Annotated in this window: 13 protein-coding genes; 6 read left to right on the forward strand and 7 right to left on the reverse strand. The window is 66.1% G+C overall.

Features of this window, described 5'->3' with window-relative positions; translation table 11 throughout:
• Nucleotides 1-29 precede the first annotated feature (29 nt).
• The 5 genes from ACQR1E_RS19960 to ACQR1E_RS19980 all read right to left on the reverse strand — a co-directional run bounded on the left by ACQR1E_RS19960 (nucleotide 30) and on the right by ACQR1E_RS19980 (nucleotide 5286).
• On the reverse strand, nucleotides 30-785 hold the full coding sequence (locus ACQR1E_RS19960) for an SDR family oxidoreductase (protein ID WP_315749410.1): 756 nt from the start codon (nucleotides 783-785) through the stop codon (nucleotides 30-32).
• Nucleotides 786-819: 34 nt separating this feature from the next.
• Entirely contained in the window at nucleotides 820-1578 is a 759-nt protein-coding gene (locus ACQR1E_RS19965; protein WP_315714729.1) for a peptidase, read from the reverse strand.
• Nucleotides 1579-1812: 234 nt separating this feature from the next.
• The gene (locus ACQR1E_RS19970; RefSeq protein WP_315749412.1) at nucleotides 1813-2661 is read right to left on the reverse strand and encodes a transglutaminase family protein; all 849 of its coding nucleotides are present in this window, start codon (nucleotides 2659-2661) and stop codon (nucleotides 1813-1815) included.
• 172 nt (nucleotides 2662-2833) lie between these two features.
• Nucleotides 2834-3778: an alpha-E domain-containing protein gene (locus tag ACQR1E_RS19975; RefSeq protein ID WP_315714727.1), complete on the reverse strand. Its 945-nt coding sequence runs from the start codon at nucleotides 3776-3778 to the stop codon at nucleotides 2834-2836.
• Nucleotides 3779-3867: 89 nt separating this feature from the next.
• The gene (locus tag ACQR1E_RS19980) at nucleotides 3868-5286 is read right to left on the reverse strand and encodes a circularly permuted type 2 ATP-grasp protein (protein ID WP_315714726.1); all 1419 of its coding nucleotides are present in this window, start codon (nucleotides 5284-5286) and stop codon (nucleotides 3868-3870) included.
• 228 nt (nucleotides 5287-5514) lie between these two features.
• Here ACQR1E_RS19980 and ACQR1E_RS19985 point away from each other — a divergent pair, with 228 nt between their 5' ends.
• From ACQR1E_RS19985 to ACQR1E_RS19995, 3 genes are all read left to right on the forward strand, one after another.
• Nucleotides 5515-6252, forward strand: coding sequence for a competence/damage-inducible protein A (locus ACQR1E_RS19985; protein WP_316175562.1), 738 nt, complete (start codon nucleotides 5515-5517; stop codon nucleotides 6250-6252).
• 38 nt (nucleotides 6253-6290) lie between these two features.
• Nucleotides 6291-6812, forward strand: a complete 522-nt coding sequence (gene gpt, locus ACQR1E_RS19990) for a xanthine phosphoribosyltransferase (RefSeq protein WP_315714724.1) — start codon at nucleotides 6291-6293, stop codon at nucleotides 6810-6812.
• 104 nt (nucleotides 6813-6916) lie between these two features.
• Nucleotides 6917-7540, forward strand: a complete 624-nt coding sequence (locus tag ACQR1E_RS19995; RefSeq protein ID WP_434862746.1) for a hypothetical protein — start codon at nucleotides 6917-6919, stop codon at nucleotides 7538-7540.
• Nucleotides 7541-7580: 40 nt separating this feature from the next.
• Here the strand turns inward: ACQR1E_RS19995 and ACQR1E_RS20000 are convergent, their stop codons facing one another.
• Together ACQR1E_RS20000 and ACQR1E_RS20005 are read right to left on the reverse strand one after the other, a co-directional pair.
• Nucleotides 7581-10787 carry an autotransporter domain-containing protein gene (locus tag ACQR1E_RS20000; RefSeq protein WP_434897469.1) on the reverse strand — a complete coding sequence of 1069 codons (3207 nt, stop codon included), beginning with the start codon at nucleotides 10785-10787 and terminating at the stop codon, nucleotides 7581-7583.
• A 501-nt stretch (nucleotides 10788-11288) separates the two neighbouring features.
• Complete coding sequence (locus ACQR1E_RS20005; RefSeq protein WP_316225247.1) at nucleotides 11289-12311, reverse strand: methionine synthase; 1023 nt, start codon at nucleotides 12309-12311, stop codon at nucleotides 11289-11291.
• Nucleotides 12312-12448: 137 nt separating this feature from the next.
• Between ACQR1E_RS20005 and ACQR1E_RS20010 the strand changes: the two genes are divergently transcribed.
• From ACQR1E_RS20010 to ACQR1E_RS20020, 3 genes are all read left to right on the forward strand, one after another.
• The gene (locus ACQR1E_RS20010) at nucleotides 12449-13153 is read left to right on the forward strand and encodes a glutathione binding-like protein (protein ID WP_315749420.1); all 705 of its coding nucleotides are present in this window, start codon (nucleotides 12449-12451) and stop codon (nucleotides 13151-13153) included.
• A 223-nt stretch (nucleotides 13154-13376) separates the two neighbouring features.
• Nucleotides 13377-13982 (forward strand): 2-hydroxychromene-2-carboxylate isomerase, encoded by a 606-nt coding sequence (locus ACQR1E_RS20015; RefSeq protein ID WP_316175569.1) that lies wholly within the window; start codon nucleotides 13377-13379, stop codon nucleotides 13980-13982.
• The gene (locus ACQR1E_RS20020) at nucleotides 13982-14959 is read left to right on the forward strand and encodes an NADPH:quinone oxidoreductase family protein (RefSeq protein WP_434897470.1); all 978 of its coding nucleotides are present in this window, start codon (nucleotides 13982-13984) and stop codon (nucleotides 14957-14959) included. Before ACQR1E_RS20015 ends, ACQR1E_RS20020 begins: the two co-directional genes overlap by 1 nt.
• The last annotated feature ends 77 nt before the right edge of the window (nucleotides 14960-15036 follow it).

The following is a 15036-nucleotide window of genomic DNA, read 5'->3' on the forward strand; positions in this document are numbered from 1 at the left end:
GAGCAGGGTGCGGGATCTGAAAGAAGTGATCACCCCCGTCCGACGAACGGCATCTTCGTCGCCATCACCGTGATGAACAGGACGTTGGCGTCGAGCGGCAGGCCGGCCATGTAGGCGACGGCGTCGCCGACCGCCTTCACGTCCATGCGGGGCTCCGGCATCATGCGGCCGTCGGGCTGCAGCACGCCGCCGACCATGCGCTCGGTCATCGGCGTCTCGGCGTTGCCGATGTCGATCTGGCCGACCGCGATGTCATAGGCGCGGCCGTCGAGGTTCGACGCTTTCGTCAGACCCGTGATCGCGTGCTTCGTCGAGGTGTAGGGCGAGGAGAACGGCCGCGGCGCGTGCGCCGAGATCGAGCCGTTGTTGATGATGCGGCCGCCGCGCGGCGATTGATCCTTCATGATGCGGAAGGCGTGCTGCGTGCACAGGAACGGCGCCGTGAGGTTGGTCGCCACCACCGACTGCCATTGCTGCAGGGTGAGGTCCTCGAATGGCACCGGTGGCGCGCCCATGCCGGCATTGTTGAACAGCACGTCGAGCCGGCCGTAGGTCGACTTCACGGTGTCGAACAGCGCCGCGATCGAGGCGGGGTCCATCATATCGGCGGAGACGGGGAGGCTCATGCCGGCTGGGCCGAGCTTGGCGGTCTCCTCCAGCATCTCCTTGCGGCGACCGGCCAGCACCACGGTGAAGCCGGAGTTCATCAACGCGAGCGATGCGGCGCGGCCGACCCCCGTGCCTGCGCCTGTCACCAGCGCGATCTTCTTTGCCGCTTCAGCCATGTTTCCTCACCTTCAGTTCAAGTGTTTTGCAGTTTCAGTGTTTTGACTCGCTCTGAGTCTTATAGGGCGGCCTTGGAATGTTGTTATGCGCAGCGCGCAGGGCCGCCGACCAGCGCGAGCGGAGATCGTGGAAATAGGGCTCGCCGGCCTCGATGCGATGATTGAGGTCGGCCTCGCAGGCCTCCGCGCGCACGACCAGCACGTCGATCGGCAGGCCGACGCCGAGATTGGAGCGCATCGTCGAGTCCATCGAGATCAGGCCCGTCTTCAGCGCCTCGTAGAGCTCGACGTCGTAATGCATGGCGCGGTCGAGCACCGGCTTGCCGTATTTGTGCTCGCCGATCTGCAAGTACGGCGTGTCGGTGGTGCATTCGATGAAGTTGCCGGCGGTGTAGACCATGAACAGCCGCATCCGCGAGCCCTTGATCTGGCCGCCGAACAGGAACGAGACGTCGAACGAGATGTCTTCGGCCTTCAGCGCCGGGCCTTCGGTGGCGTGCACCATGCGGATCGCCTTGCCGATGCGCTGTGCGGCCTGAAACATCGTCGGCGCGTTCATCAGGGTCTCGACCTCGCCGGTGTCGGGGTCTTCCATCCCTTCGGTCAAGGTCGATAGGACGGACTGGCTGATGGCGAGATTGCCGGCGCTGGCGACCGCCACGATGCGCTCGCCCGGATTGGAGAAGATGTGCAGCTTGCGGAAGGTCGAGACGTTGTCGAGACCGGCATTGGTTCGGGTGTCCGCGATCATGACGAGGCCGTCACGCACCAGAATTCCGCAGCAATAGGTCATCTCAGTCCCCTCGAGCCATTGCGCGAATTACTAGCGAAAATCGGCCTCCCGTCCACCCCCGCCAATGTCGAAGCCGGAATGAGCGGTCGCTCCACAAAAGGTCGTCATTCCGGGGCGGAGCGAAGCGACGAGCCCGGAATCCATCCCTCCGTGCATTCTGCCGCCCGATGGATTCCGGGCACGCGCTTCGCGCGCCCCGGAACGACACCATGGCTGGAGCGCGCGTTCCAGAATTCAGGACTGCCGCTGCGACTGGGATTGCGACGGACCGCCGCGGCCGACCTGCTCGACCTTCACTTTCACGGTGAGCGTCTCGGTGCCGCCGCCATAGCGTGTGCCGCGCACCGGCGCCGCGCCGAGATAATCGAGTCCGATCGCGACCCGGACATGAGCGTCGGTGGTGCAGATGCAGTTGGCGGCGTCGAAACCGACCCAGCCGAGATCCGGTACATAGGCTTCCGCCCAGGCATGGCCGGCCTCCTGGTGCACTGCACCATCGGAACGCAGGAAGTGGCCGGATACGAAACGCGCGGGAATGCCGGCGGCGCGCGCGCAGGCGATGAAGATATGCGCATAGTCCTGGCAGACGCCGCGCTTCAGCACGAAGGCTTCCGCCGCCGAGGTGCCGCTGTGGGTCGGATCCTCGTCGAAGGTCATGTGCTCGTAGACCTGCATCATCAGCGTGTGCAGGAGGCCGAGTACGTCGCTCTCCGACTCCGCGCGCAGATCGCGCACGACGGCAGCCATGGCCGCATTTGCGGCCGTGAGCGGCGTCTGCCGGAGGAAGAAGCTGGGCGGGAAGCGCTCGTCCGCTCCCTTCAGCACACCGCCGGTGTCGTGGGTCTCGACCAGGCCTTCGGCCGTGATCGTGAGGTCCTCGAGCGCGCCGTGGGTGATCACATGGGTGACGTTGCCGAATGCGTCCTCGTGCATGTCGAGGCGGGAATCGGTCGACACGTCGATCTGCCACTCCGCCACATATTGGCCGTCATTGCTGCCGGGCGTCATGCGGATGATCTGGATCGCGCCGGTCGCCGCCGGCTCGTAGCGGTAGGTGGTGGAATGGGAGATACGCAGGCGCATGGCGGTCGACCAGTCTTCGTCAGATGTACTGTCCGCGGTAGCTCGTTTCACCTCTCCCTGAAAGGGGGAAGGAGGATCCCTCGGGCGGAGGGCAGGGGGCCGGGTGCCGGACGTGGTCTCGCAGTCACAGTCCGACGGCCGCCCATCGCCGTATTCGCCGCGCTCCAGGCGCTCAGATCAGATACTGCTTGGTGATGATCTCTCCGAGCCGTGAATTGTCGGCGATGAACTCCTGGATGAACTCGTGCACGCCGCGCTGGAAGATGTCGTCCATGTTGGAGTGGTCGAGCCGGTTGCGGACGCCGCGGGCATGGCGCTGCGCGGCCCCCTGGCGGCCATAGGCGACGCCGATCTGGTCGAGATTGCGGACGAGGTTGCCGTAGCAGCTTGCCAGCGAGCGCGGCAGCGTGTCGTTGAGGATTAGCAGGTCCGCGATCAGCCAGGGCTTCAGCGTCTCGCGATAGACCCAGTGATAGGCCGTGAGCGCCGAGACCGAACGCAGGATCGAGGTCCACTGATAATAGTCCAGCGGGCCGCCGACATGCTCCTCCTCGGGCAGCAGCACGTGATATTTGACGTCGAGGATGCGGGCGGTGTTGTCGGCGCGCTCCAGATGCAGGCCGAGCCGCGAGAACCAATAGGCGTCGTTGCGCAGCATGGTCCGGTAGGCCGAGCCGTCGAAGCGCAGCGAGGTCTCCTGCACGAAGCGCAGGAAGCGCGCCAGCTCCTCGCGCGTCTTGGTGCCCTTGCTCCAGACCTCCTGGAGCTCGATCCAGGAGCCGTTGAGGGTGTCCCACATCTCCGACGTCAGCGCCGTCCGCACCGAGCGGGCGTTGAGGCGGGCGGCCTCGATGCAGTTCTTGATCGAGGACGGGTTCGACTGGTTGAACGAGAGATATTCGACGACGTTCTGCTCGTTGGCCTCGGAGTAATGCTCGTAGAAGCTGACATTGACGCCGGCGGTCATCAGCGCCGATTCCCACTCATTGGTCTTGCCGATATAGGCCGCGGGAAGCGCCGTGACGCGCAGGGTGGCGTCGATGGTGCGGGCGAGGTACTCGGCGCGCTCGACGTAGCGGGCCAGCCAGTACAGGTTTTCGGCGGTGCGCGACAGCATGGGCAATCTATGAGGTGCGATGTGAACCCGCCCCGGCGAGGGGGAAGGCATGCACGGGAACGAAGCGCGTGAAGCGAGGGCGGCGAGGCTTACTCATCCAGCACCCATGTGTCCTTGGTGCCGCCGCCCTGGCTGGAATTCACCACCAGCGAGCCTTCCTTCAGCGCCACGCGGGTGAGGCCGCCGGGCACGATGGTGGTGCGGTCGCGTCCCGTCAGCACGAAGGGGCGCAAATCGACATGGCGCGGCGCCAGGCCAGACGCGACGCAGGTGGGGCAGGTCGAGAGCGCCAGCGTCGGCTGCGCGATGAAGCCCTCCGGCTCGCGCTTCAGCTTGTCGCGGAACGCCTCGATGGTCGCCTTGGTCGCGGCCGGGCCGATCAGCATGCCGTAGCCGCCGGAGCCGTGCACCTCCTTGACCACGAGCTCGCCGAGATGGTCGAGCACGTAGGACAGATCCTGCGGCTCGCGGCAGCGCCAGGTCTGCACGTTCTTCAGGATCGGCTCCTCGCCGAGATAGAACTTCACGACATCGGGCATGTAGGAGTAGATCGCCTTGTCGTCGGCGATGCCGGTGCCGACCGCGTTGGCGAGCGTCACGTTGCCGGCGACATAGGCCGACATCAGGCCGGGCACGCCGAGCGCCGAGTCCGGGCGGAAGGTGAGGGGGTCGAGGAAGTCGTCGTCGACGCGGCGGTAGATCACGTCGACCCGCTTCAGCCCCTCGGTCGTACGCATGAACACCTCGTCGTTCTTGACGATGAGGTCGCGGCCCTCGACCAGCTCGATGCCGAGCTTGTCGGCCAGGAACGAGTGCTCGTAATAGGCGGAATTGTAGATGCCCGGTGTCATCAGCGCCACCGTCGGCTCGGCCGAGGCGCTGAGCGGCGCCACCGAGCGCAACGCCGACAGCAATTCGTCCGGATAGCGCTCGACCGGCGCGACGCGGTGGCGCGCGAACAGGTCCGGAAACAGCCGCATCATGATCTCGCGGTTTTCCAGCATGTAGGACACGCCCGACGGCGTACGCGCGTTGTCCTCGAGCACGATGAAGTCGTTGGCGTCGACACGGACGATGTCGATGCCGGCGATATGGACGTAGACGTCGTGCGGCACGTCCTGGCCGTTCATCTCCGGGCGGAACACCGGGTTCTGGAAGATCAAGTCATCCGGGATGACGTTGGCGCGGAGGATGTCCCGGCCATGATAGATGTCGCGCAGGAACATGTTCAGCGCCTTGACGCGCTGCTTCAGTCCCTTCTCCAGCAGGGTCCATTCCTTGCCCGAGAGGATGCGCGGGATGACGTCGAACGGGATCAGCCGCTCCTGCGCCTCCGCCTCGCCGTAGACCGCGAAGGTGATGCCGATTCGCCGGAACAACAGCTCCGCCTCGTGGCGGCGATACTCCAGCGCCTCCGGCGGCGTTTCCTTCAGCCACCGCGACAGCTCCTGATAAGCCTGACGGACCTCGCCGCCCGGCCCGTTCATTTCGTCGAACGCAACTGCCATAGATGCCCGTGTGTCCCAGCCTCGCCATACACTGCATGACTCCTCGGGATGGTAGCAAGGGGCGGGCCAGCGCGATATGCATTCTCCTGCGGCATTTCGTGGGGGGTGCGAAGGCCGTGCCCGAAAAACCGGCTGCGTGGTGCTCAAATCCGCGGCATAGACTGCGACGTTCCGGATGACATTGGCGCCGTGGCGGGCCAAAAGAGACGACAGATGCGAGGAGAAACCATGAGCGAGATCGTCACCGCGGGGTTGCTGGTCATCGGCGACGAGATCCTGTCCGGCCGCACCAAGGACAAGAACATCGGCTTCATCGCCGAATACCTGACCAATCTGGGCATCGACCTCAAGGAGGTCCGGGTGGTCTCGGACGACGAGCCGGACATCATCGCGGCGCTCGATGCGCTGCGGCACCGCTACACCTATGTGTTCACGACCGGCGGCATCGGTCCGACCCATGACGACATCACCGCGGATGCGATCGCCAAGGCGTTCGGCGTCGGCATCGACCACCATCCCGAGGTGGTGGCGCGCTTCCGCGAGCGCTGGAGCGAGCAGGAGCTCAACGAGGCGCGGCTGCGCATGGCGCGCATCCCCGACGGCGCCGAGCTGATCCAGAGCGCCACCATCCTGGCGCCCGGCTTCAAGCTCGGCAACGTCATCGTCATGGCCGGCGTGCCGTCGATCATGCAGGCGATGATGGACATCGTCGCGCCGAAGCTGAAATCGGGCGTGCGCATGCTGTCGGAGACCGTGCGCGCCAATGCCCGCGAGGGCGACATCGGCGGCCCCCTGCGCGAGATCGCCAAGGCGCATCCGGACACCATCATCGGCAGCTATCCCTTCATCGACGAGGATCAGAAGCCGAACACGCATCTCGTCGTGCGCTCGCGCGACCAGGACAAGCTGTCGGCCGCGATGGCAGCCGTGAAGGAGATGCTCGCCGGGCTCGACGTGACGCGCTAAAGCAGGTGCAGCTGTCGAGAACTCACGGACGAGATGAGATGCCAGACAAGACTTTGAGTGCAGAGGAGCGCGCGGGCCGGGCCTTCCCGGTGTCCTGGGACCAGTTTCATCGCGATTGCCGGGCGCTGACCTGGCGGCTGAACGAGATCGGGCCGTTTCATGCCGTCGTGGCCATCACCCGCGGCGGACTGGTGCCGGCGGCGATCGTGGCGCGCGAGCTTGGCGTGCGCGTCATCGATACGATCTGCATCGCGAGCTATGACCACACCAAGCAGGGCGAGCTGCAGGTCCTGAAGGGCATCTCGGCCGACACGGCGCAACTCGGCGGCGGCACCGGCAAGGGGCTCCTGATCGTCGATGATCTCGTCGACACCGGCAAGACCGGACGCATGGTCCGCGAGATCCTCCCCGACGCCCATTTCGCCACCGTCTATGCCAAGCCGAAGGGCCGACCGCTGGTCGACACCTTCATCACCGAGGTGTCGCAGGACACCTGGATCTTCTTCCCCTGGGACACCGCGCTGTCGTTCGCGCCGCCACTGCGCGACGGGGCGGCGTAAGCCCGGAGAGTGGCGAATAGGGAGTAGCGAATAGGGAATTCGGGTGGGCGAGGCGTTCGTTATTCGCTACTCCCCATTCGCTATTCGCCAGCCGAAGGCTCGCCATGCCGCTGCAGAACCGCGTCACGCCGATGGGCGATATCGTCGCCGCGCCGCATCGCGGCCTCTTCACCGGAAATCGCGGCATCATCCACGACCCCGCGACGAAGACGCTGTTGCGGAAGCGCTGGTCGAGCCCCGCCTGGCTGGTCTGCCTGTGCGAGTTTCGCGGCAAGCGCCGCAAGGTCATGGCAACGCAAAGCTGGACCGAGCTGTTCTTCCTTGACGAGGCGACCGCGCTCGCCGCCGGCCATCGCCCCTGCTTCTACTGCCGCCGCGACGACGCCAAGAGGTTTCGTGCGGCGTGGGAGGAGGGCAACGGCGTCGGGGCACTGCGCATCTCCGAGATCGATCGCGTGCTCCATCGCGAGCGCCTCGATCGCGGTCGCAAGCGCCTGCATCCGCTGCCGACGCCGCTCGCCGCCTTGCCTGACGGGGCCATGGTGCAGGCAGGCGAGGAGAGCTTTCTGATCCGAAAAGGCAGGGCGCTGCCCTGGTCGGCGGCGGGCTATGACGCGCCACGCGCAGGGATCACCGACGCGTTGCTGCTGACCCCGCCCTCGACGCTGCGCGCGATCAAGGCGGGCTACGCGCCGGTGCTGCATCCGAGCGCGATGACCGTCGGGTGATCGGGGCGCCGTGCGGATGTGCCGCGCGGAGCTCCGCGCGTCACCACGTGTAGCGCACGATGCCCTTGCCGGCGTAGCTGCGGGTCACATCCGAGAACTCGCCCTCGAAGCTCGCGGCGGCCGACCAGCCATTCCGCCACTTCATTTCAGCGGAGACCGTGGTCAGCGCTGAATTCTGCGCCTGCCGCGCGCCGTTGACGACGAAGGATGCGCCCGGAAGGGTCTGGAACGTGGCCCCGGCCGACCGGCTGGGGTTGAAGTCATAGGCCCAGGCGAAGCGGCTGCGCAGCGTGAAAACGCCGTCAGCCAGCGCATAGGCCTTGTCGGTGCGCAGGCCCAGCTCCGACCGCGTATCGGTGACGTTCTGCGATCCAAAGCGCAGCGCGAAGGTATTGGCGCCGGAGACCGCATTCTCCGCATAGCCCGGCAGGCTGAACGTCGTGAACTGCGCCGCGGCGTAGGGCGTGATCCCGAACCCCATCCAGGGCGACACGAAGCGATAGCCGCCCTCGACCCGGCCGGCAAAGGTGTTGGCGTCGAAGTTGGCGCGCAGCTGGTCGACGCCGGCCACGGTCACGGTGCGGTTGGTGGTGATGTTCTGCCAGCCATAGGCCAATGCCGCGGAGATATAGGCCGGGCCGACCGTGTGCCGGACGAAGGCGCCGGCCTGGAACAGGTCGGACCGGCCGCTGCCGCCATTGGCGACGCTGAACGTGGTGCCGCCGCCGGCCATCGAGAACCCGGCGATCGTGGACGGCGAGAAGCGGTAGTCGGCGCCGACGGCCGTGCCGTAGATGTTGCTGGTGGTATTGTTGGACCCGAGCGCGGTGTTGCCATCAGTGGTCTGCGAGCCGCCGAAGCCGGCTGCCCACACGCTCCAGCCCGGCCTGACCACGGGCGCGGCCGGCGCCTTGGTGTAGATCGCGGCCAGCGCGTCGTTCGGATTGCGCTTGGACGCAAAAGCAAGCGTCTCTTCCGCGTAGCCGATCGCGCCGCTGGGCGCAGAGCCCTGGTCGCCGCGGCCGCCGATGAACGGATCGGTCATGACGCCCATGAATTGCGTCATCGCATTGAACGTCGTCTGCTGCGAGCCGGTCGCGGTCTCGCCCGAGATCTGCGTCAGCCCCGCTGGCGTCAGCCCGGTGAAGACGACGGGAATGCTGCCGTTCGTGTTGAAGTAGTTGCTGAGCGCGTTGCTGACGTTCTGCTGGTTGATGTTCCCCGACGAGCTCATCGTCAGATTGAGGAAGGCGTTGTTGGCGTCGTAGCTCAACGTCGCGCTGAAGCCCGCCGGCAGGTTGGTGTTGGTGACGCCGCCGAAGGTGCCGCTGACGCCGCCGGTGGCGGTGAGAATGGTGTATTGCTTGGAGATGTAGCTGCCGTTTGCGAAGGTCGCGGTGACGGCGGCGCCCCCGAGCGTCGCAGTGCCGGTGACGGTGGCGAACGACGCCGTGCTCGGATTCACCTGCACCAGGTATTGCGCGCCCGACTGGAACGCGAGGTTGCCGACGATAGCCATGGAGGACGCCGGGGTGCCGTTGCCCGGCGCGAACGAACCTGAGATCGTCGCGTTGGCGCCGGTGACGGTGCCATCTCCGCTCAGCGTGCCGAACGTCTTGTTGAAGCCGTTGAGATCCAGCGTGGCGCCGGACAGCACGCTGAACACCGTGCTGGCGCCGAACGCGCCGGCCGAGCCCGCGCGCAGCGTACCTGCGTCGACATTGGTCGCGCCGGTGTAGGTGTTGGTGCCCGAGAGCAGCAGGATGCCGCCGCCCGCCTTCACCAGGGTGCCGGCGGAAGCGCCGTCGCCGACGATGCCTTGCAACGTGGTCGTGGTCGCGCCGGCTATGTAGATCGTCGACAGCCCGGCAATCTTGAAGTCGCGGCCGTTGGCGAACGTCGTCGTGCCGGTGACCGCCAATGTGCCGCCGTTGGAAATGATCACGTCGTTGGCGACGTTGCCGAGATTGGCGGTGGCGCCGACCGAGAGCGTGCCGGCGCTGATGTTGACGTTGCCGGTGAACGTATTGGCCGCCGACAGCACCAACGTGCCGATGCCGGTCTTGTTGATCGCCGTGTTGACGCCGCCGGTCGTCAGTCCGGTGCCGCCGATGGAGTCGCCGTAGGTCACGGTGCCGCCGGACACGCTGATATTGGCCGTCACGCCGCTCAGGAAGATGCCGGCGCCCTGCGCTGCACCGGCCGCTGCCGAAAACCCGTTGATGGCGCTTGGCCCGATGCCGATGCCGGGGGTGCCGGCGGCGCCACCGGTGACGGTGTTGCCCGAAATCGGCGAGTCGAGAATCGTCAGCGTGCCGCCGGTGGCGACATAGATGGCGCCGCCATTGGCTGCGCCGCCATTGCCGCCGGCGCCGCCGTCGGAGCCGGGCCCAGGCCCGCCCGCGCCGCTGGCATTCGTCGCGCCGTCGCCGCCGGTGCCGCCGTTGCCGCCATTGGCGTTGCCGGTGCCGCCCGGATTGTTGTTGGTGTAGGTGTTGCTGTTGGTGGTGCCTGAGCCGCCGCCGCCACCGCCGCCGTCGCCGAGCGCGGCGCCCGCGGTGCCGGCCGTGCCTTGCGTGCCGGTATGTCCGCCGGTGCCGCCCGCGCCGCCGCCGCCGCTGGCACCGCCGTTGTTCGCGGCACCGCCCGCGCCGCCGTTGCCGCCATTCACCGGGTCGGCCGCCGCATTCTGTGCGCTGCCGCCATTGCCGCCGGCGCCACCGGTGGCGCTGTTGCTGGTGAAGGTCACCGCGGCGATCGTGACGTTGGCGCCGCTGCCGACCAGCAGGCCGCCGCCGGCACCGAGACCGCCACCGCCGCCGCCGCCGGAGCCATAGGCCAGACCGCCGCTATAATAGCCGTTCTGGCCGTTCTGGCCGTTGCCGCCGATCGCGGCCGTGTTGGTGATCGCCAGGCTGGAGATGTTCACGGTCGGCGCGTTGGCACCGTTGACGACGATGCCCTGAAACGAGGAGGCGCCGTTGATCGTCTGGCCGTTGCCGGTGATGTTCACCGTGACGTTGCTGTTGGCGGCCTGCAGTTGCGCAAGCGAGCTCGACAGCGTGAAGCCGCTGGTGATGTTGATGGTGACGGTCGAGTTGGCGCCGGCGGCCGCGACCGCTGCCACCGCCGTATTCCAGTCGGTCTGGTTGGCGACATCGATCGCCAGGGCCTGGGTGCTCAACATGGTGCCCGCAAGAAGAACCGAGAGGGTCAGCCAGCGCCGCGACTTCGGCGCAGCAAACATCGTTCTCGCAAGGCAAGCCATTGCATTCCCCAATAATGAAAGCGGAGGTCAGATACGAACTGGATTAAGCAGCAAAAAATTCACGCCACACTTGTGGCCAAGAAATGAAATGTTAGGACACATACTGTCAAGCGCAGCAAAGACACACAGCGTCGGGAATGTTGTGCGTCTGGTATTTTGCTACCAAGGATAGATTTTCCCCATCCGGCGACCGTGATCGATGATCGCTGCGATCTGCTGCAAAACACAGAGCAGTGCATATGAAAGGCTGACGTGGCCATCGCGGCGGTCGTGCAGGGGCAGCAAAGGCGCGGCCGTGCTGTTGCGGCGAATCGCGCGTGGTGAGACCGTGCTCACCTCGGATGCGCTCTTACTTTGATTCCAGGACCGTGTGCGTGTCGCCTCCCGGCGCGATCGCGATTGAGCCAGGGCCCCGAGCGCGATGCCTGGGGGGCGGCGAGCCGTCGACGCCCTTGCTTCGGGTCTGACCTGACATCTGAGTCAGGCAAACCTCTGCCGTGCCAGCTTTGCGCCGGTGCCGAGCGCCATCAGCTTGGCCTCGGCGATCTCGCGCCGCATCGGCGCCATGCCGCAATTGGTGGTGGCGATGATGTTCTCCTTCGGCACCACCTTCATGACGTCCTCGAGGGTCTTGCAGACGTCCTCGGCGGTCTCGATCGCGTCGCTGGCGACGTCGATGACGCCGGCCTGCACGATCTTGTTCTTGAGCAGGCCGAGCAGCTCGATCGGCACCTTCGAATTGCGGCATTCGACGGCGACCTGCTGGATGGTGCTGGCGTCGATGACCGGGAAGGTCTCCTCATACTGCCGCCACTCGCCGCCCAGCGTCTCCTTCCAGTCGGTGTTGGCCTTGATGCCGTAGCCGTAGCAGATGTGCACGGCAGTCGGGCAGGTCAGCCCTTCGGCGGCGCGCTCCAGCGCCTTGATGCCCCAGTCGCGCACCTCGTCCATGTAGACGTTGAAGGCGGGCTCGTCGAACTGGATCATGTCGATGCCGTCGTCGTGCAGCGCCTTGGCCTCCTGGTTCAGCAGCTCGGCGAAGGCGAACGCCATCTTCACGCGGTCGCCATAGTAGTTGTCGGCGATGGTGTCGATGATCGTCATCGGTCCGGGCAGCGTGAACTTCAGCGCGCGCGTGGTGTGCGTGCGCGCGATCCGCGCCTCGTCGCTATGGACGCGGCCCTTCAGCGACAGCGGCGCCACCACCTGCGGCACCATCGCCTTGTAGCGGTCCTTGCGGATGCCCATCTCGACCTTGTGGGCGAAGTCGATGCCCTCGACACGTTCCAGGAAACCGTGCACGAAATGCTGGCGCGACTGCTCGCCCTCGGTGAGAATGTCGATGCCGGAATCCTCCTGCAGCTTCAGCGCCAGGATCGTCGCATCGCGCTTGGCACGCGCCAGCTCCTCGCCCTTCGACTTCCACGGAGCCCACAGCACGTTGGGCTCGGCCAGCCATTCCGGCTTCGGCAGCGAGCCTGCGATGGTCGATGGAAACAGCATGGTCGAACTCTCCAGCATAAAGGCGGTCAGGCTTGAGCGCCTGTCTGCCATGGCTTACCCTTCAGGTACAGAAGAACGAAGCCGCCTCGCGTGTTCCGCAGCGCGGCATAATGGTCCGGGGAAGGAATCGTGGAAGGATGATCGATCTCCATTATGCGCCGACGCCGAACGGCTGGAAGATCTCGATCATGCTCGAGGAACTCGGGCTGCCCTATACCGTCATTCCCGTCGACATCCGCGCCGGCGACCAGTTCAAGCCGGAGTTCCTGGCGATCAGCCCGAACAACCGGATTCCCGCGATCGTCGATCACGCGCCGGCCGACGGCGGCGCGCCGTTCCCGGTGTTCGAGACCGGTGCCATCCTGATCTATCTCGCCGACAAGACCGGCCGTTTCCTGCCGCAGGAGACGCGGGCGCGCTCGCGTGTCATCCAATGGGTGATGTGGCAGATGGCCGGACTGGGACCGATGATGGGGCAGCACGGCCATTTCGCGCTCTATGCGGCTGAGAAGATCCCTTACGCGATCCAGCGCTACCGCGACGAGGTGGCCAGGCTGTTCCACGTGCTCGACGTGCAGCTCGGCAAGACCGGCGCCTATGTCGCCGGCGACGACTATTCGATCGCGGACATCGCCTGCTTTCCCTGGATGATGACGCACAAGGCCCAGGGATTCACGCTCGACGACTATCCCGACATCCAGCGCTGGTACGCGGACCTGCGCGCGCGGCCCAAGCTGCAGGCGGGGCTGGCGATCGGCAAGTTCGTCAAGGAGCCGTTCAACGAGCAGTCGCGTCATGTGATGTTCGGCGCGCGCGCGAAGGAGATGACGGGGCGGTCGTGAGCGAGCTCCGCGGCATCGCGAGGAGCATGGGGATAAGCCATCCAGACCGTATGTTGCAGCCCCTGGATTGCTTCGTCGCTACGCTCCTCGCAATGACGGAAAGAGTGGTTTGCACCAACTCTCTCCGTCATTGCGAGCGAAGCGAAGCAATCCAGGGCCACGACCACACTCCGGATTTTTGCGCGCGCAAAGGCGAACTTATCAAGACCTTGAGGAAACACACATGATCGAATTCTTCTTCGACTGCTCCAGCCCCTGGACCTATCTCGCCTTCCACAACATCCAACCGCTCGCGCAAGAATTCGGCGTCGACATCGTCTGGCGGCCGATCCTGGTCGGCGGCATCTTCAACACCGTCAATCCCAGCGTCTATGCGCAGCGCGAGAAGCCGGTGCCGGCCAAGGCGGCCTACACGCTGAAGGACCTCGACGACTGGTCCCGCTCGGCCGGGCTCAAGATCAAGATGCCGCCATCGGTGTTTCCGGTGAACAGCGTCAAGGCGATGCGCGGCTGCATCTGGCTGGGCCAGGACATGGTGCCGTTCGCGCGGGCCGTGTTCGAGGTCTATTGGGGCGAGGACCAGGACATCTCGCAGGATGCGGTGCTGACCGAGGTGTGCCGGCGCGTCGGCGTCGATCCGAAGGCGTTCTTCGATGGGATCGCGCAGCAGGGCATCAAGGACCAGCTGCGCATCAACACCGAGGAGGTCGTCAAGCGCGGCGGCTTCGGCTCGCCGACGATCTTCCTCGACGTGACCGACATGTATTTCGGCAATGATCGGCTGCCGCTGATCCGCGAGGCGCTGGCGCGGGCGAAGGGGCGCGCCTGATGCCGCGTGCGATCGTCTGCCGCGAGCTCGGTCCGCCGGAGACGCTGCGGCTGGAGGCCCTACCGCCGCGCTCACTCGGTGACGGCGAGGTGCGGGTGAAGATCCGCGCTGCCGGCATCAACTTTCCGGACATATTGATGGCGGCCGGCGAGTATCAGCTCAAGCCTGAGCTGCCGTTCACGCCCGGCGTCGAGGCCGCCGGTGACGTCGTCGAAACCGGGGCCGCCGTGACCGGCCGCGCCGTCGGCGACAAGGTGATCGTCCGCATGCGCTTCGGCGCCTATGCGGAGGAGGCGGTGGTTGCGGCCAGCCAGCTCACGCCGCTGCCGTCGACTTTCGACTACGCGGAAGGCGCGACCTATCTCGCCGGCCACGGCACCGCCCATCACGCCCTGGTCGATCGCGGCCAGCTCAAGCCCGGCGAGACGCTGCTGGTGCACGGCGCCGGCGGTGGCGTCGGCCTCGCCGCCGTCGAGATCGGCAAGCTGCTCGGCGCAACGGTGATCGCGGCGGCGTCGTCGGAGGAGAAACTCGCGGTGGCACGCGCGCGTGGCGCCGATCATCTCATTCTGTATTCACGCGGGCCGTTCCGCGACGCCGTCAAACACATCACCGATGGCCGCGGCGTCGACGTCGTGTTCGATCCCGTCGGCGGCGAGGTGTTCGAGAACAGCGTGCGCTGCATCGCCTGGGGCGCGCGGCTGCTGGTGGTCGGCTTCACCGGCGGCATCGGGCTCGCACGCACCAATCTGATCCTCATGAAGGGCGCAAGCGTGCTCGGCGTTCGCGCCGGCGAGGCGGTGCGGAAGGATCCCGAGCTGGGCGAGCGACGGATGGCTGCACTGCTCGCGTTCGCCGAGCAAGGCAAGCTGCGGCCCAACGTCTCCCACCGCGTGCCGTTCGACAATTACGCATCGGCGATGCGGCTTCTGATCGAGCGCAGGGCCATCGGACGCGTCGCGCTGGTGATGGATTAGTTGGCAGGCGTCTGCCCAAAAATTCGGCGGATGGGGCTGTGTATTTTTTTACCACTGGATTCATAGAGTGATCGGAC

It is taken from the genome of Bradyrhizobium sp. HKCCYLRH1030, assembly GCF_051168395.1.
Classification (GTDB): domain Bacteria; phylum Pseudomonadota; class Alphaproteobacteria; order Rhizobiales; family Xanthobacteraceae; genus Bradyrhizobium.